Origin of the sequence: Micromonospora sp. WMMD964 (assembly GCF_029581455.1) — a bacterium.
Classification (GTDB): domain Bacteria; phylum Actinomycetota; class Actinomycetes; order Mycobacteriales; family Micromonosporaceae; genus Micromonospora.
Map to the genome: position 1 here is coordinate 1,810,253 of NZ_CP120860.1, position 19,853 is coordinate 1,830,105.

19 protein-coding genes are annotated in these 19,853 nt (G+C 71.1%); 9 read left to right on the forward strand and 10 right to left on the reverse strand.

Annotated features, from left to right (window positions below; all coding sequences use genetic code 11):
* Window positions 1-51: 51 nt before the first annotated feature.
* The 5 genes from O7616_RS08530 (at window position 52) to O7616_RS08550 (ending at window position 6,459) form a co-directional block, all read left to right on the forward strand.
* Window positions 52-1,263 carry a CapA family protein gene (locus O7616_RS08530; RefSeq protein ID WP_282306320.1) on the forward strand — a complete coding sequence of 404 codons (1,212 nt, stop codon included), beginning with the start codon at window positions 52-54 and terminating at the stop codon, window positions 1,261-1,263.
* 155 nt (window positions 1,264-1,418) lie between these two features.
* Window positions 1,419-3,623: a HAMP domain-containing protein gene (locus tag O7616_RS08535; protein WP_282306321.1), complete on the forward strand. Its 2,205-nt coding sequence runs from the start codon at window positions 1,419-1,421 to the stop codon at window positions 3,621-3,623.
* Between the two features lie 2 nt (window positions 3,624-3,625).
* Entirely contained in the window at window positions 3,626-4,903 is a 1,278-nt protein-coding gene (pgsB, locus tag O7616_RS08540) for a poly-gamma-glutamate synthase PgsB (protein WP_282306322.1), read from the forward strand.
* The gene (locus O7616_RS08545) at window positions 4,900-5,385 is read left to right on the forward strand and encodes a poly-gamma-glutamate biosynthesis protein PgsC/CapC (RefSeq protein WP_282262729.1); all 486 of its coding nucleotides are present in this window, start codon (window positions 4,900-4,902) and stop codon (window positions 5,383-5,385) included. The genes pgsB and O7616_RS08545 overlap by 4 nt, the downstream gene beginning before the upstream one ends.
* Window positions 5,386-5,412: 27 nt before the next feature.
* Window positions 5,413-6,459, forward strand: a complete 1,047-nt coding sequence (locus O7616_RS08550; protein WP_282306323.1) for an NlpC/P60 family protein — start codon at window positions 5,413-5,415, stop codon at window positions 6,457-6,459.
* 24 nt (window positions 6,460-6,483) lie between these two features.
* On the opposite strand, the gene O7616_RS08555 is transcribed toward O7616_RS08550, so the two are convergent.
* From O7616_RS08555 to O7616_RS08575, 5 genes are all read right to left on the reverse strand, one after another.
* Window positions 6,484-7,407 carry a hypothetical protein gene (locus tag O7616_RS08555; RefSeq protein ID WP_282306324.1) on the reverse strand — a complete coding sequence of 308 codons (924 nt, stop codon included), beginning with the start codon at window positions 7,405-7,407 and terminating at the stop codon, window positions 6,484-6,486.
* Window positions 7,408-7,619: 212 nt separating this feature from the next.
* Window positions 7,620-8,468 carry a hypothetical protein gene (locus O7616_RS08560; RefSeq protein WP_282306325.1) on the reverse strand — a complete coding sequence of 283 codons (849 nt, stop codon included), beginning with the start codon at window positions 8,466-8,468 and terminating at the stop codon, window positions 7,620-7,622.
* 177 nt (window positions 8,469-8,645) lie between these two features.
* Window positions 8,646-9,071, reverse strand: a complete 426-nt coding sequence (locus O7616_RS08565) for a nucleoside deaminase (protein WP_282306326.1) — start codon at window positions 9,069-9,071, stop codon at window positions 8,646-8,648.
* Window positions 9,068-9,919, reverse strand: a complete 852-nt coding sequence (locus tag O7616_RS08570) for an LLM class flavin-dependent oxidoreductase (protein ID WP_282306327.1) — start codon at window positions 9,917-9,919, stop codon at window positions 9,068-9,070. The genes O7616_RS08565 and O7616_RS08570 overlap by 4 nt, the downstream gene beginning before the upstream one ends.
* Window positions 9,920-9,943: 24 nt before the next feature.
* On the reverse strand, window positions 9,944-10,150 hold the full coding sequence (locus tag O7616_RS08575; RefSeq protein WP_282306328.1) for a hypothetical protein: 207 nt from the start codon (window positions 10,148-10,150) through the stop codon (window positions 9,944-9,946).
* Between the two features lie 92 nt (window positions 10,151-10,242).
* On the opposite strand from O7616_RS08575, the gene O7616_RS08580 reads away from it, so the two are divergent.
* Both O7616_RS08580 and O7616_RS08585 read left to right on the forward strand, forming a co-directional pair.
* On the forward strand, window positions 10,243-11,328 hold the full coding sequence (locus O7616_RS08580) for a Gfo/Idh/MocA family oxidoreductase (RefSeq protein ID WP_282306329.1): 1,086 nt from the start codon (window positions 10,243-10,245) through the stop codon (window positions 11,326-11,328).
* A 108-nt stretch (window positions 11,329-11,436) separates the two neighbouring features.
* Window positions 11,437-12,459: a hypothetical protein gene (locus O7616_RS08585; protein WP_282306330.1), complete on the forward strand. Its 1,023-nt coding sequence runs from the start codon at window positions 11,437-11,439 to the stop codon at window positions 12,457-12,459.
* Between the two features lie 65 nt (window positions 12,460-12,524).
* Here the strand turns inward: O7616_RS08585 and O7616_RS08590 are convergent, their stop codons facing one another.
* Together O7616_RS08590 and O7616_RS08595 are read right to left on the reverse strand one after the other, a co-directional pair.
* Entirely contained in the window at window positions 12,525-13,370 is an 846-nt protein-coding gene (locus O7616_RS08590) for a hypothetical protein (RefSeq protein WP_282306331.1), read from the reverse strand.
* A gap of 173 nt (window positions 13,371-13,543) precedes the next feature.
* Window positions 13,544-14,200, reverse strand: coding sequence for a 4'-phosphopantetheinyl transferase superfamily protein (locus O7616_RS08595; protein ID WP_282306332.1), 657 nt, complete (start codon window positions 14,198-14,200; stop codon window positions 13,544-13,546).
* Window positions 14,201-14,404: 204 nt separating this feature from the next.
* Between O7616_RS08595 and O7616_RS08600 the strand changes: the two genes are divergently transcribed.
* The gene (locus tag O7616_RS08600) at window positions 14,405-14,674 is read left to right on the forward strand and encodes a hypothetical protein (RefSeq protein ID WP_282262713.1); all 270 of its coding nucleotides are present in this window, start codon (window positions 14,405-14,407) and stop codon (window positions 14,672-14,674) included.
* 48 nt (window positions 14,675-14,722) lie between these two features.
* On the opposite strand, the gene O7616_RS08605 is transcribed toward O7616_RS08600, so the two are convergent.
* The 3 genes from O7616_RS08605 to O7616_RS08615 all read right to left on the reverse strand — a co-directional run bounded on the left by O7616_RS08605 (window position 14,723) and on the right by O7616_RS08615 (window position 18,860).
* Window positions 14,723-15,505, reverse strand: a complete 783-nt coding sequence (locus O7616_RS08605; protein ID WP_282306333.1) for a peptidase — start codon at window positions 15,503-15,505, stop codon at window positions 14,723-14,725.
* Window positions 15,505-16,788, reverse strand: coding sequence for a VWA domain-containing protein (locus O7616_RS08610; RefSeq protein WP_282306334.1), 1,284 nt, complete (start codon window positions 16,786-16,788; stop codon window positions 15,505-15,507). The genes O7616_RS08605 and O7616_RS08610 overlap by 1 nt, the downstream gene beginning before the upstream one ends.
* A 404-nt stretch (window positions 16,789-17,192) precedes the next feature.
* Window positions 17,193-18,860 (reverse strand): phospholipid carrier-dependent glycosyltransferase, encoded by a 1,668-nt coding sequence (locus O7616_RS08615; protein ID WP_282307563.1) that lies wholly within the window; start codon window positions 18,858-18,860, stop codon window positions 17,193-17,195.
* A gap of 132 nt (window positions 18,861-18,992) precedes the next feature.
* Here O7616_RS08615 and rsmI point away from each other — a divergent pair, with 132 nt between their 5' ends.
* Window positions 18,993-19,841, forward strand: a complete 849-nt coding sequence (gene rsmI / locus O7616_RS08620; RefSeq protein ID WP_282262707.1) for a 16S rRNA (cytidine(1402)-2'-O)-methyltransferase — start codon at window positions 18,993-18,995, stop codon at window positions 19,839-19,841.
* Window positions 19,842-19,853 lie beyond the last annotated feature (12 nt).

Here is a 19,853-nt window from a genome sequence, read left to right on the forward strand (position 1 = left end):
ACCGGTGGGCTGACCCCCGGACGGCGCGCCGGCGCGTACTAGCCTGTCGCGGTGGCGAGTAATTCTCAGCCGAGCGGCGGGCTCTCCGGCACGCTACGGGCGACCCTCAGTTGCGTGATCGCGCTAGCGGTCGGTGTCGGTGCGATCTACGTCCTCGGGCCCTGGTCGACCGAAACGGCCGGACCACCTGCCCCGCCCCGTCCGGTGGGCGCCCCGGTGGAGGTCGCCGGCCGTACGGTCTCCGTGCTCGGCGCGGGGGACATCCTGCCGCACCCCGAGCTGTGGGACCAGGCTCGGCGCGACGGTGGCGGCGAGCTCGACTTCGGCCCGATGCTGGCACCGGTGCGGGAAACCGTCTCCAGCGCGGATCTGGCCCTGTGTCACCTGGAGACCGCGCTGGCACCGCCGGGTGGCCCGTACATCGGCTTCCCGAAGTTCAGCGTGCCGCAGGAGGTGCTCAAGGGCATCAAGAGCGTCGGGTACGACGGTTGCTCCACCGCCTCGAACCACACCATCGACCAGGGGTACGACGGTGTCAAGCGGACCCTCGATGCGCTGGACAAGGCGGGGCTGGGGCACACCGGCAGCTACCGGACCGAGCGGGAATCCCGCATCGCCAAGATCTATCAGGCCAAGGGCGTGAAGATCGGGCACCTCAGCTTCACCAAGAGCTTCAACGGCCTGCGCCCGCCGCCCGGCAAGGACTGGGTGGCGAACCTGATCGACGTGAAGGCGATCCGGCGGGACGCGGCGGCGGCGCGGAAGGCGGGCGCGGAGATCGTGGTGGTCAGCCTGCACTGGGGCACCGAGTACGAGCACGAGCCGGACGTCGACCAGCAGACCTGGGCCCGCCAGATCGCCGCGATCGACGACGTGGACGTTGTCTTCGGGCACCACGCGCACGTCGTTCAGCCGGTGGAGCGGATCGGCGACACCTGGATCGTCTACGGGATGGGCAACCAGATCGCCCGGCACGCCGAGCCGGTCAACGCCAACCGTGACGGTGCGATGACCCGGGTGACGTTTGGTCCGGCAGGTAAGACGAAAAGGTGGAAGGTGGTGGCCATCGAGGCGATCCCCACCTTCGTGGATCTCAATCCGGACATCCGTCTGGTCGATCTGGAGCGGGCGATGGCGGATCCCGCCCTGTCCCCGGGGCGACGCCGGATCTACGAGGCCGCGGTCGAGCGCATCGAGGGCAACCTGTTGACCAGGGCAGCCGGCGCGGCGGGCCTGGTGGTGCGCGGGGTGCCCCGCCGATAGCGGCCACGATCCGGCCGAGAGCCGATCCACATCGGCCCAGCTCGCGGGGTTGGGCACCTTGCTAGCATTCGCGACGGCCGGCGGCTGTGCCTGGCTGACGAGCTGGATGGATCGCGGTCCAGAGCGCAGCTCCACGGGGGAAGGTAGTCGTTTCGGTGTCAGGCAGGTCGGCCCAGTACGCGCCGTGGCAGTCGGCAGCTGGGCCCGCGAATGAGCAGGAACAGTTGCTGGCGTGGCGGCGACGGGCGCTGGACCAGCAGTTGCCGGCGGCGGCCTTCCCGGCCGGCACCAGCGCGCCCTCACTGGTCTATCTCTGGACCACGATGTTCGTGGTCGCCGTGGCGATCCTCGGGTTCGCCGTCAGCGCCCAGCGCGGGGTGCTCCCGGCTGTCGTCGACTCCCAGCGTGACGTGGTGTCGAAGCTGGCGTCGGGCATGCAGGTCGAGGCCCGAGGTCGGGCGACCGAGCTGGACCGGACGGTGCAGGAGCGCGGCACCACGAGTGACGCCGACCTACTCACCCGGTTGATCGACCCGGGCACCGGCTTCGCCGGGGCGGCGATCGTGGAGACCGCCTCCCGGCGACCTCTTGCCGCCAAGGGCGCGGCGCTCCCGATCGACCTGTTGCCACCGGTGCTGCAGAGCGACAAGACGGTCGCCGTCACCACGGCGGACGGCCCCGCGCTGGTCTACTCCGTCCCGCTGGACGACACCCGCGCGCTGCTCGCGACCCATCCGGTCACCATGCGGAACCTGCGGCTCAACCCCGACGCCGGGCACGGCATTCACATGATCACCGCCGACGGCAAGAGCAGCCTGATGCAGGGGGCCAACGCGGTCGACGCCGTACACCTGCCGACGGTCTTCGCCGGCTTGGCCGGCACCGACTCGCCGCAGAGCCGTGAGGTGATCGTCAAGGAGTGGGCGGACCGCAGGTTGGTGGTGTCGTCCGCGCCGGTGGGTGAGAGCGGCCTCGTGGTCGTCTCCCTGCTCGCCTCGGAACTGAGCGTGGGGACCTCGGGCACCAAGGGGGTGGTGCTCGGGCTCAGTCTGCTGGTCGTGACCCTGCTCAGCTTCCTGCTCATGCGCAAGTCCCTGGTCCGGCCCGTCCGGGCGCTGCTGGACCAGGCCAAGGCCGACGCCTGCGGCGCGATGACGCGGCACCGCGCGCCGATGCGCATTCGCGAGGCCCACCGGATCGCGCGGGCGTTGGCGCTGACCTCCGGCGACCAGTACCCACCGGACCGGCGGTGGCGACCGACCGTCCTGCAGGGCCTGACCGCGGCCGTGGTGGTCGCGATGCTCTGGCCGGCGGCGGCCGCGGCGCTCGCGTTGCAGGCTTCCGACCCGACGATTCCAGTGCAGTTGGTTCGGGACGAGGAGAACCGGGCCGAGGAGGCCAGCAACGCTCTGGGGCGCCTGCTGGACGACGGCCTGGCCACCGTCTCGAGGGTGTCGCAGGGGGTGCCCGTCAAGGATCTCGCGCAGGCGGATCGGACGCTCGATCGGGAACTCGCCGACGAGCAGCGGCTCCGGGCGTTGTACCTGGTCGACCGGGACGGCAAGGTGGTGGCCGGCGCCGGTCGGGATCCGCTGCGGGCTGTCGCGCCACTGCCCGGCGAGATCGGCATCCACCTCGACGACACGGCCGACCGCCTGCCACTGGTGTACGCCTTCAACCAGCGTGCTGACGGCTACGCGGTGGTCGGTGAGTTCGACCCTGACCGCCTTCTCGGGCTGGTCCGTCGGGTCGACGGCCGGGTCCGGGTCGTCGACGCCGAGCTGCGGACGATTCTGGACTCGGAGGGCTTCCGGGCGTTCCAGCCGCTCCAGGGCGAGGTGGCCCGGAAAATCGCCGTCGAAGTACTCCCGGGCAGCACGGTTGGTCAGTCGACCACCGAGGACGGGGCCCCCGCGCTGGTCGCCGCCTCCGGTCTGACCGCGCCGGAGACGGTCGCCCACCTCGAATGGGCCGTCGTGCTGGAGCAGGACGTCGCCGGGTTGCGCCTGCCGGCGATGGTGGAGCGGCGTTGGACCCTGCTGGTGGCGGGTGCGGTGGTGGGCATCGCCCTCCTTACCCACGTGTGGCAGCTCTACATCTTCGTCCGCCCGTTGCGGAGGTTGAGCTCCTTCGCCGAGCAGATGAGCGATGGAACCGTGGAACTGCCCGTTCCGCCGCAGCGGCACGACGACATCGGCGCGATCGCGATGTGCCTGGAGATCTGTCGTCAGGTCCGGCACACCGGGTCCGCCCGGTTCGGTGGAGCGCTGCGGCTACGCGGCGCGGGCACCGATCGGACCACCGTCCTTGCGCGCGTCCGGCACGCGGCCGGGACACGCAGCCGGGCGATGAAAGGCTGAGCATGTTCTACCTCTACACCGTCTACAGCCTCTGTTGCCTCGCGCTGCTGGTGGCCGGCGTGATCGAGCAGCGGAACCACAACCGCAACCTCAACACCATCCCGCACCGGGTGCTGGTCAACGGGATCCGTGGCAAGAGTTCGATCACGCGACTCTGCGCGGGTGCGCTGCGCGGTGGCAGCAAGGTCGTGGTGGCGAAGACCACCGGCACCGCCGCGCGGTTCATCTTCCCGGACGCCAGCGAGGAGCCGGTTCACCGCAAGTTCGGGATCGCCAACGTGGTCGAACAGATCGGCATCGTCCGCCGAGCCGCCGTCTACCACCCGGATGCGCTGGTCATCGAGTGCATGGCGGTCATGCCCGCGTTGCAGGAGATCAACCAGAGCAAGCTGATCCGGTCCACCATCGGGGTGCTCTGCAACGTCCGCGAGGACCACCTCGCGGAGATGGGGCCGACTCTCGACGATGTGGCTCGTTCGCTGAGCCGGTCGATGCCCGAGGGCGGCATCTGCATCACCGCGGAGAAGGACCGGCTGGAGATCCTCCAGCAGGAGGCCGCCAAGCGGAACTGCCAGCTGATCGCGGTCGACCCGGAGTCGGTGACCGATCGGGAGATGGCGGGCTTCGGCTGGATCACCTTCAAGGAGAACGTGGCCATCGCGCTCGCCGTCGCCGAACAGCTCGGCGTCGACCGGCGCAGCGCGCTCAACGGCATGTGGTCGGCGCCGCCCGATCCCGGCGTGCTCTCGGTGGCCCGAGTCCTCTACGGCAGCAAGCGGGTCCGGTTCGCCAACATCTTCGCCGCCAACGACCCGGAGTCGACGTACATGAACATCGAACAGCTTGAGAAGCAACGGCTGATCAGCCAGCCGCTGACCATGGTGATCAACTGTCGGCCGGACCGGATGGAGCGAAACGGACAAATGGGTACGCTCGCCGGCCGGGTCCAGCCGCAGCACATCGTGCTGATCGGTGAGATGACCCGCAGCGCCCGGGTCAACGTGCCCGCCGACCTACAGAGCCGGGTGGTCGACCTGGGTGGCAAGCTCCCGCCAGAGCGGCTGGTCAGCGAGGTGATGGCGGTAACCACAGGGGACGGGTCCATCGTCGCCGTCGGGAACATCCACGGGCAGGGCGAGGTGCTGCTGCACGAGCTGGCCGCCCTACCGAGTTGGGAACCGCAGGACCACGCCCAGGCCGAATCGATGCTTCGTCCGCCGACCGCGCGCAGTTTCGACGTGGACGGCGAGACCGTGTTCCTGGGAAGGACCCGCCGGTGACATTCGGAGGAGAACTCAGCGCCCAGCTCGCCACCGCCTGCCTCGGCATCGGCCTGGTCTTCGCGCTGCTCTGCTATCTGACCACCAACCTGTCGCCCGGAGGGATGATCACGCCGGGCTGGATCGCGCTCGCGCTGATCGAGGACCCGCTGCAAGCCGCGGTGATCGTGGTCATGACGGTCGTCACGTACGCCCTCACCAAGGTGATGCAGCGCATCGTGATTCTCTACGGCAAGCGCCTCTTCGCCGCGATCGTCCTGCTCAGCGTCCTCCTCCAGATGACGCTGTTCGTGATCGTCCAACGCGACCTGCCGCTGCTCTTCGCGCATCAGACCCTGGGCTTCGTGGCACCCGGCCTGATCGCCTACCAGCTCGTGCGGCAGCCGCCGAAGGCAACGGTGCTGGCCACCGTCATGGTCACCGTCATCACCTACGGCGTGGCGTTCAGCGGCGTCGTGGCCGGCTTCGTGCCGGTCACCTGAGGCCGTCATCACCGAAAAGGGACAGGCATGAACTACCGCACTTACTCCCGCGGCCGGGCCTTGCTGATGACCGTCGCCGCCTTCGCGTTGCTGACCGGTGGCAGCACCTTCACCTACGTCGCCGTCCGGCACTCCGCGACGGACCCGATCGAGCTGAGTCTCGGTGCCCAGGCCGCCCAGGCCGCCGCGCCGAGTTCGTCCGGCTACAGCTACCGTCGGCTGACCGCGCCGGACCGGACGCAGATGCTCGACGCCAAGGGAAACACCGTTGCGATCATGACCGACGGTGCCCGTACGGTGCACATCAGCGGCCCGAAGCGGACCTTCGCCGAACCACGGTTCACCAAGGCCAAGGTGCCCACCGAGTTCTGGGTGCGACTGGCCCCGCGGGAGTGGCGGGCGGGCGCCGAGAAGGACAAGTGGTTCACCGACTGGTTCGCCAAGGCTCGCACGGACCGCTCACCGGACGTGCTGGCGGTGGCCCGGGAGTACACCTACGTCGCCCAGCCGAAGAAGGATGCGAAGGGTCGGCAGTACTCCGGCGACGCCGCCTTCGGGCCACTCTCGGATATCGATCCGGACGGTCGTGCGGAGAACTCCGACTTCTACGACTATCTCGGGTTGTCGTGGGAGTTCCCCGACAAGAAGGAGAAGCCGACCCCGTCGCACATCCGCAGCCTGGACTGCTCCGGCTTCTTGCGCATGGTCTACGGCTACCGGATGGGCTATCCGCTGCTCGGCACCAACAACGCCGGCCCCGGCCTGCCCCGGCGGGCGACGGCGATGGCCTCGGTGGGACCAGGGGCTCTGCTGATGCCGAACACCGGCAAGCGGGCCCGGGAGCTGGATCGGCTGCTCCCCGGCGACCTGCTGTTCTTCAACGCCGGGCCGGTGCAGGGCGCGAACATCGAGCACTCCGGCATGTACCTCGGCGTGGACGACCGGGGACACCACCGGTTCATCTCCAGCCGTACCACCGCCAACGGCCCGACCATGGGTGACCTGGGTGGTGAGTCCATCCTGGACGGCACCGGCTACTGGGCCCTGCGCTGGCGGACGGCTCGCCGGCTCTGACCTCGATAACGACCCGGCACCGGCTCAGGCCACGGTGAGCTGCTCCGCGAGCACTGTCGCGACGCGGCTCCGGGCCTCGGCGTCCCGCCGGACCGACCAGCTCAGCTCGAGGTGGATGAAGACGGCTTCCAGCGCTGCCGCGGCGCGGCCCTGCTCGTTGGTCTTGCCCTCAAGCTGGCCGCACTTCTCCGCCCACGCCCGGCAGGTGCTCAGGCCGGACCCGGAGAGACCGTCCGCGATCCGGCGGGCCACCGGCGTCACCGGAGCCGAACCGGTCGACACCACCGCGTCGGACGAGGGCAGGTTCCGGTCGGCGAAGCCGTGCAGCTGGATCTGATCGAGGCCGCTCTTGGCGAACTCGGCAGCCAGGGTGTGGAACAGCGACCGATCGTTGTGGGCGACGTCCGCGTCGCCGCCGGCGGCCTGCCGATGGGCCCCGGCGACAAGCAGCACGCTGGCCGGCACCTTCCGGTGCACCGCCAAACCCAGCTTCTCCGTGTTGATGTCGAAGCCGGGGTGCGGCACCTCGATGACCGTACCCGGAGTCGCGCTCCGATCCACCAGCACGGCGCCCCAGGCACGATCGTCGGACCCGGTGGCGAGGTAGAGGTCGAACGGGCGGCCGGTGGCCGGGTCCGTACCACGGTGCGCCCGAAAGCCGAGATCATCGAAGATCTGGTCCACATCGGCGCCGTCACTCGGACCGGTGACCAGGGATCGCGCTGCCCGGCGGGCCGCCGCTCGCTCCCCCGTGTCGGGGTCACGGTAGGGGTTGTCCCGGGAGAGGCTCGCGGTCAGCTCGTCGATGAGAAGCTCCGGATCAGGCCCGCGCTGCCCCCCGGACGTCGGCTTGGCCTCGGCGCACGCCCCCGACCCGAGCATCACCAGCGTCGCCGCCGCCAACAGTCCCCGGCGAGTCGGGCTCACGGCCGGAAGCGGTGTAGGCACCCGTGCAGGTTATCCGACCATCCCCGGGGGTTCTCCTCGACTCGTGCACCCGCGGCGCTGATCATCGAGTCGATGTCGGTCGACGGCATCCGGGCCAACTGCTGTCTCGGCCTACGAGGAAGCTGGCGTGGGCGGCGACCTGAAGGGCCGGCCCAGTCGAGTGACCGTGGCGCCTGGCGGCCGGGCCGTGCCGGCCGCCAGGCGTGGACGGATCAGGACCGGGTGAGCTTCACCGTCGTGGTGTCGCTCACCCTGACGTACTCGTCGTACTCGGTGTCGTAGCCGCGGGCCTCGGTGACGGCCTCAGCCAGACCCTTGGCGAACGGCGTGGTGCCGCCCGGGACGGCGGCGGCCGTCCACGGGGTCGGGCTGCCCGGGGTGCAGGTGACGTGGGTGGAGAAGCTGCCGCGGACGATCACCTTCTTGACGACCTGGGTGACAGTGCCGTCCATCGTCACGGAGGCGGGCACGTTGCAGGTCACCGTGCCGTGCAGGACCGCGTTGCCGTTCACCCGGTTGGCGATGCCGTCGGTCGCCACGGCGAGTTCGAGCTCCAGCTGCGCGGGCGGCGGCGGGTTGGCGATGTGCACCTCGCCGCGGGCAGCCGGCGTCCCGCCCTCGCAGTGCTGCTCGAAGGTGGCGTCGAAGGTCTGCACGTAGCCGTTGGGGCCGAACACCGCGTTGATGACCGTGAAGGTGCCGGTCAGCTCGTTGCAGCCGCGCCCGTTGCCGGACAGGTCGAGGCCGGGGCCGGCCCCGTTGAACGGGTAACGGGTCGCTGCCTCGTACGTGCCCGGAGCCAGCGCCGCACTGCCGGGCGCGTCGAAGTTCACCGACCACCAGTCGCCGTTGTAGCCGCTGATGCTCACCGAAACGCGGCTGTTGTCGGCCGAACCGCTCGTCGTGAGTTGGTCGCCGTCGTCGGTGGAGTACGCGTAGGAGCCACCGCCGGTGATGTAGTCGCCGGGGTCGCCACTGAAGGAGACCGAACCGGATTCGACGACCTGTGCGTGCGCGGGTGCCGCCAGGGCCAACCCACCCGCCACACCGACGATCGACAAAGCCGCTGCGAGGGCAGCCTTACGCAAGGATCCTTGCATCCCCGTTCCTCTCTGAGAGACGAGACAGCCCCGGGCAGGTGCCCGATGATTGCTGTCGGTCAATTACCGCACGGCAGGGACGTGTTCGACTGACCGGAGCGACAGATCGTACAAAGTGGAGTCTGCTGCCTCGATCGGTCAGTAGTGGTCGTCAATCGGGCGGCGGGCCTCGTCGAAGAGTGCCGGCCCCTCGTAGCGCACCGGGGGCAGGGCAGGGGTGGCCGGCTTGACCTCCTCGAACTGCTCCGAGGACAGGGCGTAGACCACCCGGCCGAGGCCGGAGCGGTCGATGGCGGTCGCGCACATCGGGCAGGGCTGGCAACTGGTGTACATGGTGGTGTCGGCGGCCACGTCCGGGGCGAGTTCCCGGGCGGCCCACCGGGCCAGCTTCAGTTCCGGGTGGGCGGTGATGTCCGAGTCGGAGACCACCGTGTTGTGGTCCTCGATCAGGACGGTTCCGTCCGCGGCGGCGAGCAGCGAGCCGAACGGCCGTTCGCCGGATGCGCCGGCCTCGCCGGCGATCTGCACGGCACGGCGGAGAAGTCGTTCGTCGTCGGGCGTCATCGGTCCTCCTGGGTCTTGGCGTACGCGGCCACGGCCGCGAGGGTTCGCCAGGCGCGTTCGGGCTGGCGGATCTCGGTCAGGTCTCCGTTGAACGGGTCGAGCACCACCGTCCCCGCGCCGAGCAGCCGGATCCGGTCGAGGTCGGCGAGGATCTGCTCGATGGCGCCGACACCGGCGAGCCGCCCCGGGTCGGTGACCGGCTCGCGGGTTTCCCGAAGGGCGATGCGCGGCACCAACGCGGGCCTGGGCAGGCCCATGTCGGCGGCGACGGCGTCGAGGCGTCCGGCGGCGTCAGCCAGTGCGTCCGGGGTGAGGCGCAGTGGGTGCCAGGCGTCCCCGAGTCGTACGGCTCGACGGATGCCGGCGTCGCTGTTGCCGCCGACCCAGAGGGGGATGGGTTCGGTGTCGTAGTCGTCGCTGTCGCGCCAGGCGTCGCGCATGGCTTGTAGGTGTTCGTCGGTGAGGGCGCCGCGCCGGTGGTACGGGACTCCGAGCGCCTCGAACTCCTGCCGGGCCCAACCGACGCCGACGCCGAGGACGAGCCGACCCCCGCTGAGACGGTTGAGGTTGGCCGCCATCCGGGCGGTGAGCAGCGGATGCCGGTAGGGGACGATCAGCACTGTGGTGCCGAGCCGGACCCGTCGGGTCACCCCGGCCAGCCAGGACAGCGTGGTGAACGGTTCGTAGAACGGCGCAGGATACTGCTCGGCCACGTCCGGGGTCACCACGATGTGGTCGGAGACCATCAGCAGGTCGAAGCCGAGACCCTCGACCGTCTGGGCCCACTGTCGCAGCACGTCGGGATCCGTGCCGGGGGCGAAGTTCGGTACGTTCACGCCGATCTGCACGGGATCGAGGCTAGTCAGTGTGGATCAACTTGGGAACGGGCCCGGCCCGCCGGCCTCCGGCGACCACCCCGCGCTGCCCAGACCCGCTGTGGAGAAGTCGTGGCGGCGGGTGAACTCCTCGACGACGATCCCCTCCGCGACGACGTCCGTCGACTCGGTGCGCCAGCGCCGGGGCAGCACCAGGTAGTAGTCCAGCGGCGGTCGCCGCGCGGCCACCTCGACGGGCAGCACGCGGAACGGATCGGCGTCACGGGCACCACCGTAGCGAGAGGCGTAGCCCTCGGAGCGGCTAGCATCCGGATCTCGACGTGAGGAGTGCACACATGGATTCCGCCACCCAGACCCGGTTCGGCATCGTCGGCAGTGGCTGGCGGGGTGAGTTCTTCCTCCGTCTGGCGCGGCTCCTGCCGGAGCGGCTGCGGGTGACCGGGGTGGTAACGCGCACCGAGTCGCGTGGTGCCGCGGTCACCGCCGCGTGGGACGTACCGACCTTCCGCACGACTGCCGAACTGCTCGCCCACGAGCGACCGGACTTCGTCATCGTGTCGGTGCCCTGGTCCGCGACCCCGGACGTGACCCGGGAGTTGGTCGCGGCCCGCGTACCGGTGCTCGCCGAGACGCCGCCCGCGCCGGATCTGGCGGGGCTGCGCGCGCTCTGGGCCGATGTCGGCGGCAGTGACCTGGTGCAGGTCGCCGAGCAGTACCTGCTGATGCCCGGGCACGCGGCCCGGCTGGCGCTGGTCCGTGCCGGGGTGCTCGGCGAACCGACCTCCGTGCAGATCTCCTCGACGCATCTCTACCACGCGGTCTCGCTGATCCGTGGTCTGCTCGGTGTCGGTTTCGACGCCGCCGAGGTGAGCGCCCGCGCCTTCGTCGCGCCGCTCGCCGACCCCCTGTCGCCGTCCGGCTGGAGCGGTGACGACACCCCGCGGCAGCTCTCCACCACCCTGGCGACGATCGATTTCGGTGGGCGGATGGGTCTCTACGACTTCACCGACAACCAGTGGTGGAACCCGCTGCGTGGGCGGCGGCTGGTGGTGCGGGGGTCGCTCGGCGAGTTGGTCGACGACCGGGTCGTCCGCCTGGTCGATCCGACCACACCGGTGGAGTCGTCGCTGGTCCGACGTCAGACCGGCCTCGACCTCAACCTGGAAGGGCTCGACCTGAAGCACATCAGCTTCGACGGCGACGTGGTCTACCGCAACCCGTTCGTCGGCAGTGGAATGTCCGACGACGACATCGCGGTCGCCGACATCGTCGTTCGCGCCGGTGCGTGGGCGAGGGAGGAAGGCCCCGCGCCGTATCCGCTCGCCGAAGCCTGCCAGGACCACCTGATCAGCCTCGCCATCGGGGAATCCGTCCGCACCGGCCAGGCGGTCACCACCACCGCCGAGACCTGGGCGAGGTAGGTCCGCTTCTGTCCCTTCCCCGACATGCCGCAACCGCGAGGTCCGCTCGCGGGTGATTCCCGTATCGACCGACGCCCGGGAGCGCCCGGGCCGACACGGGGAGTAAGGATGATTCGAAGCACTCGACGCAGGATGCTCGCCGGCACCGCCGCCACCGCTCTGCTGGCCACCTCTCTCGGCGTCGCCGTCTCCGCGACGGCGAGCGCCGCGCCCGGCGGCGCGGCCCCGCGTACCTGCACGATCAGCACGCTGCCGTACCCGGCCGACACCTACCGGGCCGACGCGTACGCCATCGACCCGACGGGTCGTTACGTCGCCGGCACGGCTCTGCGGGTCGGTGAGGTCGACAACCAGTACCTGCTGCTGTTCTGGGACGGGCAGCAGGTCACCGAGGTCGAGGTGCCGGGCATGGCTCAGCCGGTCGACGTCAACGCCGACGGCGTCGTGATCGGCAACGGCTCGGCGGTGGGAGCCGGCATCGGGCAGCCGTGGATCTACCGCGACGGCAAGCTCGAGCAGTTGCCGGTGCTGCCGTCCACCGGCATCTTCGTCACCGCCATCAACGACGCGGGCGACATCGTCGGCTACGGCTCGGACATCGTTCCCGGGGAGTTCGTCGGGCTGCGCTGGCCGGCCGCCCGTCCGGGCACCGTCGAGGTGCTCAAGGCTCCGGCCAACGCCCAACCGATCGGGATCACGCCGAACGGAACCATCGTCGGGCACGCCGGGCCCTTCGGCGACTGGACCGGCTGGGTCCGCCGGCCGAACGGCCGGATCGAGTCGCTCGGGGTCCCGGGTGGCGGGTCCACCACGGTCTCCGCGGTTGCGGGTCGCTGGGCGACCGGCCTGGTCTGGCTTGGTGGCACCAGCGCGACGAAGGTGCGATGGGACCTCCGGAACGGCTCGCACACCTTGCTCGACCAGGAGATCCCGTCGGTGACGGACATCAACGCCAAGGGGGTCGTCGTGGGTGGTGACCGCGTTGGCCGGGGGGCCACCTCCCGGGTCCTGCCGGGCGGCGGCGAAGGGGTGGGCGTCGGTGCCCGGTCCATCTCCGACACCGGCACCATCGTCGGATTCCGCAACGTCTACGCCGACCGGGTGACTCCGGTGCGCTGGACGGGCTGCTGACCCACCGAGTCTCGCGACAGCGTGGGGCCGGCCCGTCCGGGTCGGCCCCACGCCGCGTCAGCGGATCACGGCCTCCAGGAGCCCGCGGTCTCGAACATGGGCTGGTACTCCAGCACTCCCGAGGTGTCGTGTACGTCGAACACGACACTGCCGGTGCGCCTGGTGCCGGCGGGCAGCTCCTCGGCGGACGGCATCGGCTTGCCGCAGCCGGAGAAGGCCCCGGCGATCGCGTTGGCCTCGCTGCCGTCGGCGGCGACCCAGTTGAAGAAGAGAGGATTCGCCGAGGCGGTGCCCTTGGTGACGGTGAGCGTCACGTCGGCGATCACGTACATGCCCTCGTCGGGCTTGAGGCCGTAGGCCGTGCAGGGCTTGGTGGCGGTGCTGAACCTCGTCACGGTGATCTCGATGGTGCCCTCGTCGCCGTCGACGACGAGGGTGTCGCCGGGCGACATGTTGCGGGTGTCGCCGCTCGGCAGCGCAGACGAGGGGGCGTCGGCGGGCGGCTGGATCGCGCGCCGGGTCACCCCGGGGGTGGGGCCCGCCTCGGTCACCCTGGGCGCGACTCGGTTGGCGCCGATGACGACGGCCACGATGCCGCCGGCGCAGACGAGCAGGGTGAGTACGGCGGCGGTGACCGCGACGACCACCACGGTCTTCTTGTTGGACCCCTGCGCCGGCACCGTCGGGGGTGCGGCGAGCGGATAGCCGGGTCCGCCCGCCACCGGGTACGCGGCACCCGAGAACGGCGGCTGCGACGCGCTCCCCGCCGCCGACCACGGACTGGGCGGCGGTGTCTGCGGACCCGCCGGGTCGGCCGGCTGCGGCGGTGTCGTCGGGGACGGCTGCGTCGGCGGCTCCTGGTTCGGCTGTTGGGGGTCCTGCGGCCCGGCGGAGGGCTGGGGGTGGGTCACCGTACTCCTTGACGCCTCGGTACGTGTGGTTCGGGGAACCCGCCGACGCTACCGTGCGTGCCGAATTGCCCGATCGCCGCGCCGGAGCCCGTCCCACGGCCGGTGTCGCGTCCCTCCGGACAACCTGGACGGCCGTCAGCCGATCGTTTCCGGCCACTGTGGCCGCTGCCGGATCAGCGCCGCGGCAGCACGGCGGCGGTGCGAACGAGCCCGTCGGCGACGACGAACCGGCCGGTGACGGTGGCCGGCGGATCCTCGACCGACGCCTCGTCGAGGCGGGCCGGTGCGATCCGGGCGGTGAAGGTGCCCGCGTCCGGGTCGATGTCGAGGTGGGCGTCGAAGAAGCCCAACCACGTCCCCACGACCGGATACCAGACCTTGTAGACGGTCTCCTTGGCGCTGAACACGACGACCGGCCAGGACGTGCCACCGGGCAGCCCAGCGCAGAGGGCTTCCTCCTCGGGCAGCAGCACCATTCGGCGTACACCCGGATTGATCTCGTGGTGTTGCTCGGCGTCCATGCCGACGGACCGGACGTCGGTGGTGTGCGCCGCCGCGGCGGCGCAGTAGCCGGTGGTGTGGGTGATGGTGCCGACCACCCCGGCGGGCCAGACGGGCGAGCGGTCGGGGGCGGCCGGCACGGCCGTCGGCGGCAGGCCGAGATCGGTCATGGCCCGGCGGGCGCAAGACCGGCCGGCGGCGAAGTCCCGCCGACGGGTCTCCACCGCCCGTTCGCCGAGGCATGCCTGCTCGGCGGGGAGCAGTGCGCCGAGCCAGTCGTCCGATCCGGCGACCGCCACGGCGACTGTCGCGGGAAAAATGTCACGCACGGTGTCGGCCTACTGATTGGTAGTGCTGGACCATGCGGTCAAGCGTCAACTTTCCGACTCCCATGACCGGAGAAGCTACCGCAAAGATGTAACACCGGAGGGACGTGTAGCGCCCTCTCTGATGGCTCCGGGGGGACCACCATCAACAACTGGCCGGGCACGGCAGCCGCCCAGTCCCGTGGACATCTGGAAGAAGGACGTGCGATGACCGATGGTGCTGAACGGCCGGGGGTGCAGGTGGACGATCACGCCCCGAAAACCCCCTGCTGGAGCTGCGGCTCCTGCGGTGACGAGTGGCCCTGCGCGACGAAGCGTAGCCGCCTGCTGGCGGAGTACGGGGGTGACCGGGCGATGCTCAGCGTCTACCTGGGCTCGTGCCTCGCCGCCGCCACGGAGGACCTGCGGACCGCCCCGGTCATGTCGCTCCAGGACCGGTTCATCGGCTGGTTGCCACGCGGTTCCCGGCGCGCCTGACCGCTGGTGGCCCCGCCTCGGCGGGGCCACCAGCGACCCGAGCTGCTTTCAGCGACGCCGGGGCCGCCTGGTCATCGCGAAACCGACCACGCCGGCCACCGCGGCGAGCACGCCGCCGACGCCGGTCCAGACCCAGCGCGACCCGAGGTCCGGCAACCAGTCGGTGAGCGGGTCGCTGTCGTCGTCGGCCTCCGGATCCGCCACGGGTACGGCGTTGAGCACCGTGCCCGCCTTGGTGTTCGGCACCAGCGGTGCGGCCAACTCACCGTCGTCGGCCGACGTGCCCCGGTCGGCCACCGTGCCGACCAGCAGGTCCACGTCGACAGGTGCGCCCAGGTCCGGCTCGGGCAGGTCGATCACGGAGAGCCGGATGACGTACGTGCCGGGCAGCGGGTCGGCCGACCAGGGCTCCGCCCACGCCCGCACCTCGCGCAACGTGCAGCCCAGCGTCACGGTCGACGCCTTCGCGTCGACCGTCGGGGTCTGCGCCCCGGCGGTGCACGCCTGACGGCGGCGTAGCCCGTCGAAGACGTCGACCGTCCAGGTGGAGGCGCCGCTGCGTCCCTTCGGGAAGGTGACGGTCGCGGTGAGCTCGTGCACCTGACCGGCCTTCGCCGAGAACGCCCAGTAGAGGTGGTCACCGATCGAGGCGTCCACCCGTACCGGTTGGCCGGCGGAGATCGGGGTGGCGGTGAGGAACGACGTGCCGGCCCGGTTCACCGGCGTGGCTCCCGGCGAAGGGCTCGGAGCGGCGACGGCGGCGACCGGGAGCAGGGCGGCCCCACCGACGGCGAGGAGCGCCGCCAGCGACCGGAACAGTGCGCTGCGCATCAGTTCTCCCTCCAGGTGGCGACCCACCAACGGGTGAGCAGTCCGGCGAGCAGGCCGGTGATCAGCCCGGCGACGGTGAGCAGGGCGAGCAGCACCCAACCCCGGCCGAGGTCCGGCCCGTCCGGAGCGGGCGCGGCGGCGACCACGTCGACTGTCAACTCCACCGGCATGCCGGGGGTGGCCGCGGTGCCGGGGCGCGGGGCGAACGAGTTGCTCACCACCAGGCAGACGGTGGTGGGTTCGACGACCGGCGCGGAACTCGCCGCGGTCTCGGTGGCGTCCTCGTCGTCGGCGGTGGCCGACCAGCGCAGTCCGGCGGAGAGCACGTCGGCGCGTCCGCTGCCGGCGTCCGCGCCCCGGACCAGTTCCCGTCCGTCCGCCGCGGTGGCCCGCAGCAGCACCCCGTAGTCCCGGTTCACGGGCCGGTCCAGCGCGATGCTCACCGAGGCCCGCAGCTCCTGCCCGGGGCGTACCGGCACCCGGTAGTAGCGGTGCTCGGAGAACGCCTCCCGGTCGGCGTAGACACCGGGGGCGAGCAGCGGTGCCGAGTCGCAGGCGGTCGCGCCGCCGACGACGGTCGGGGCGCGGGTGTGCGTGTCACCGGCCCGCTCGACGAGCTGCTTGATCCGACCGGTCAGCTCCTCGGCGCTCTGCGCGGCGGTGTAGGTGCCTCCGGTCGCGCCGGCGATGCAGAGCAGTTGCCGGCGGACCTTCTCGTCGGGGGCCAGGCCGAGGGTGTCGACGACCAGGCTGGTGCCCTGGGCGGCCAACTCGCGGGCCACCTCGCACGGGTCGGGCGGGGCGCAGGTGTCCTCGCCGTCGGTGATCAGCACGATCCGACGGGTGGTGGCTCCGGTGCCCAGGTCCTGTGCGGCGGAGCGCAGTGCGAGGCCGACGGGTGTGAACCCGGTCGGCCGTAGCGTCGCCACCGCCGCCTTGGCCGCGCTCCGGTCCACCGGGCCGACCGGCACGATCTGCTGGGTGTCCTGGCAGCCGACCTTCTTGTCCTTGCCCCGGTAGGTCGCGCCGAGCACCCGGATGCCGAGCTGGGTCTCCTCCGGCAGCGCGTCCACCACCTCGTTGAAGGCCTGCTGGGCCACCGAGATCCGGCTGCGCCCGTCGATGTCGGCGGCGCGCATCGAGCCACTGACGTCGAGTACCAGTTCGACCCGGGGTGGTTCGGGCGCCGGCTCCTCGTCGGCCCGCGCCGGGGTGGGCCCGGCCAGCGCGGTGGTCGCCAGCAGTCCGAGAAGGACGGCCGTCGATCGTCTGAAGTTGATCACGGCCCGCAGTGTAGTGAGATCCACTTTGGATGATCGTTCGGGTGGCGAAGATCGAGATTCGGTGGGTCTTCAGCCTGGTCGCGTCCAGGTCGTCGCGCTCGACCGCCGGCCGGATCGGCGACAACCCCTGACCGGGCGCCTCCGCGCGCTGGGTCCACGCCAGGTCACCCTCGGTCAACTGGAGAATGGCGGTTGTCGGTCCGGCCGCCATCCGTCGGAAATCTGACCCAAGTCGACCCGTTGTGCCGGTGGTGCGCGGTGGTTAAGCTCTTCATGCGCGCCCCAATCGCCCGCTTCCCCCGTGGCAGGCGATCGGGGCGCGCGTCTTTGTTCAAGAAGGGCCCGCACGCTTCGGCGTGCGGGCCCTTCTTCGTCGCGCTGTGCGGCGCGTCGCCGGTCGGTGCTTATATCCACCGACCGTCGAGCCACATCCGGGACAGCCAGTCCGAGTACGGGATCACCTTGCCGACGAAGATCGGATAGAAGTACGCGAAGCAGAGCCCCACCAGCAACACGTACGCGCCGGCGGCGATGCTGCCCACCAGCCGACGTTCGTAACTCGGGTCGCCGGGCACCAAAGGCGCCACCTCACCCACGTCACCCCCGGCGGGAGCGATCAGCGCGCCCAACACGTACACCACGGCCAGCACCAGGAACGGCACCGCCGGGGCGGCGTAGAAGGAGAACATCGTCCGGCCGTCGAGGGCGAGCCAGAACCACGGCAGCAGCCCGGCCGCCACGGTCAGCAGGATCCCCCCGGCCCGCCAGTCCCGACGGGCCAGGCCGAGCCAGGCCAGCGCCACCAGGGCGGGCAGGAACGACCACCAGAGCAGCGGGGTGCCGAGCAGCAGGATCTCAGAGGCGCAGGTCGGCGCGCCGCACGCGCCGTCACTGGCGTAGTGGAACGCCACCGGCCGACCGAGTAGCAGCCACTGCCACGGCCAGGACTGGTACTTGTGCGCGTCGTCCAGTTGGGCGTGGAAGCCGTACGCCGCGCGGTGGTACTCGTAGAGGTTGATCAGCGGGCCGATCACCGGGCGGTCGCTCAACTTGTCGGTCGCGTACTGCGTCGACGACGCCAGCCGGTAGTAGCCGTCGTCGGTGACCAGCCAGCCCGTCCAGGTGGCCAGGTAGGTGCCGACCATGAGCACACCGGCGAGCACCACCCAGGGCAGCTCGTCGAGCACGGTGTCCCGCCAGGGCCGGCGGACCCCCGCCGAACGGCGGACGCCGACCTCCCAGAGGAGCACCAGCAGCGCGAAGGCCGGGACGAAATACAGAGCGCTCCACTTCACCGCGCAGGCGCAGCCGAGCAGCACCCCGGCGGCCAGCCGCCACCACGGCCAGGTGCGCCAACCGGTCGGCGGTCGGCCGGCACGGCCCGGCCGGCTCGGGTCGAGCCCGTCGTCAAGGGCCCGCGCCCAGCGGCGACGGCGCGCGTCCCGGTCGAGCACCAGCGCCCCGAACGCCGCCAGCACGAAGAAGAGCAGGAAGATGTCGAGCAGCGCCGCGCGGGACAGCACCATATGGAAGCCGTCCAGGGCGAGCAGCAGGCCCGCCGCACAGCCGAGCACCGTCGAGTGGAACATCCGCCGACCGATGCGCACCAGCAGCAGCACCGACAGGGTGCCGATCACGGCCGCCGAGAACCGCCAGCCGAACTCCGGCGCGGTGGTGATCAGGTGGCCCGGGACGGAGACCTTCGACTCGGCGTCCTGGTAGCCGAAGGCCCACTCGCCGAGGCCGATCAACCACTTGCCCAGCGGCGGGTGCACCACGTACGACGGGACGTTGTCCTTGTAGTTCCACTCGACGGCCCGGCTGATCAACCCGTAGGCGTCCTTGGCGTAGTACGTCTCGTCGAAGATCTTGCCCTTCGGGCTGGACAGCCCGACGAAGCGCAGGATGGCCGCGATGGCCACCACCACCGCCGTGGCCAGCCAGGAGAACCGGTCCAGTTTGGTGTCGACGGTGGCGAACCTCCGCCGGACCACGGCGGACACGCCGCCGCCGTCGGCACTCGGTGCCGTCGGCTCCTGGCTGGGGCTGGGATCGCCGGTCACCTCGACCATCTTGGCCGGCTCGGCGCTCGGGCTCTGCGCTGTCGACGCACTCGTCACCCGGCGATCGTAGGCTGCCAACGTGTCCGGTGGCGCCCGTCGTCCCTGATACCGGTATTCGCTGTCGATGAAGGAGACGAATCCGTGGGTGAAATGTCCGAAGCTGGGCGCCTGGTCCTGCTCGGTGCCCCGCTCGGCAACGCCGCCGACGCCTCGGCCCGCTTCCGCGAGGTCCTGAGCAGCGCCGACGTGGTCGCGGCGGAGGACACCCGCCGGCTCACCCGGCTGGCCCGCGACCTCGACGTCACCGTCGGCGGTCGCATCGTCTCGTACTTCGAGGGCAACGAGGAGCGGCGCACCCCGGAGCTGGTCGAGGTCATCCTCGGCGGGTACGTGGTGGCCCTGGTCACCGACGGGGGGATGCCGAGCGTCTCCGATCCCGGCTACCGGCTGGTCCGCGCCGCGTTGGACGCCGGGGCGCCGGTCACCGTCGCCCCCGGGCCGAGCGCGGTCACCACCGCGCTGGCGGTCTCCGGTCTGCCCTGCGACCGGTTCTGCTTCGAGGGCTTCCTGCCCCGCACCCCCGGTGCCCGCCGGTCCCGGCTGCGCGCGCTCGCCGCCGAGGAACGCACCCTCGTCTTCTTCGAGGCCCCGCACCGGATCGGTGCGGCTCTCGCCGATCTCGCCGACGCGTTCGGCGCGGACCGACCGGCCGCGCTCTGCCGCGAACTCACCAAGACCTACGAGGAGGTGCTCCGCCGTCCGCTCGGCGAGCTGGCCCGGTGGGCCGCCGAGGGAGACCCGCGCGGAGAGATCACAGTGGTGGTGGCCGGAGCGCCGGTCACCGCCCCGGAACGCCCGGACGACGACACCCTGCGCGCGGCGGTCGCCGAGCGGGAGGCCGCCGGCCGGTCCCGCCGGGACGCCATCACCGAAGTCGCCACCGAGTACGCGCTGCGCCGCCGGGACGTCTACACGATCGTGCACAGCTGACCCTCGGCGGCC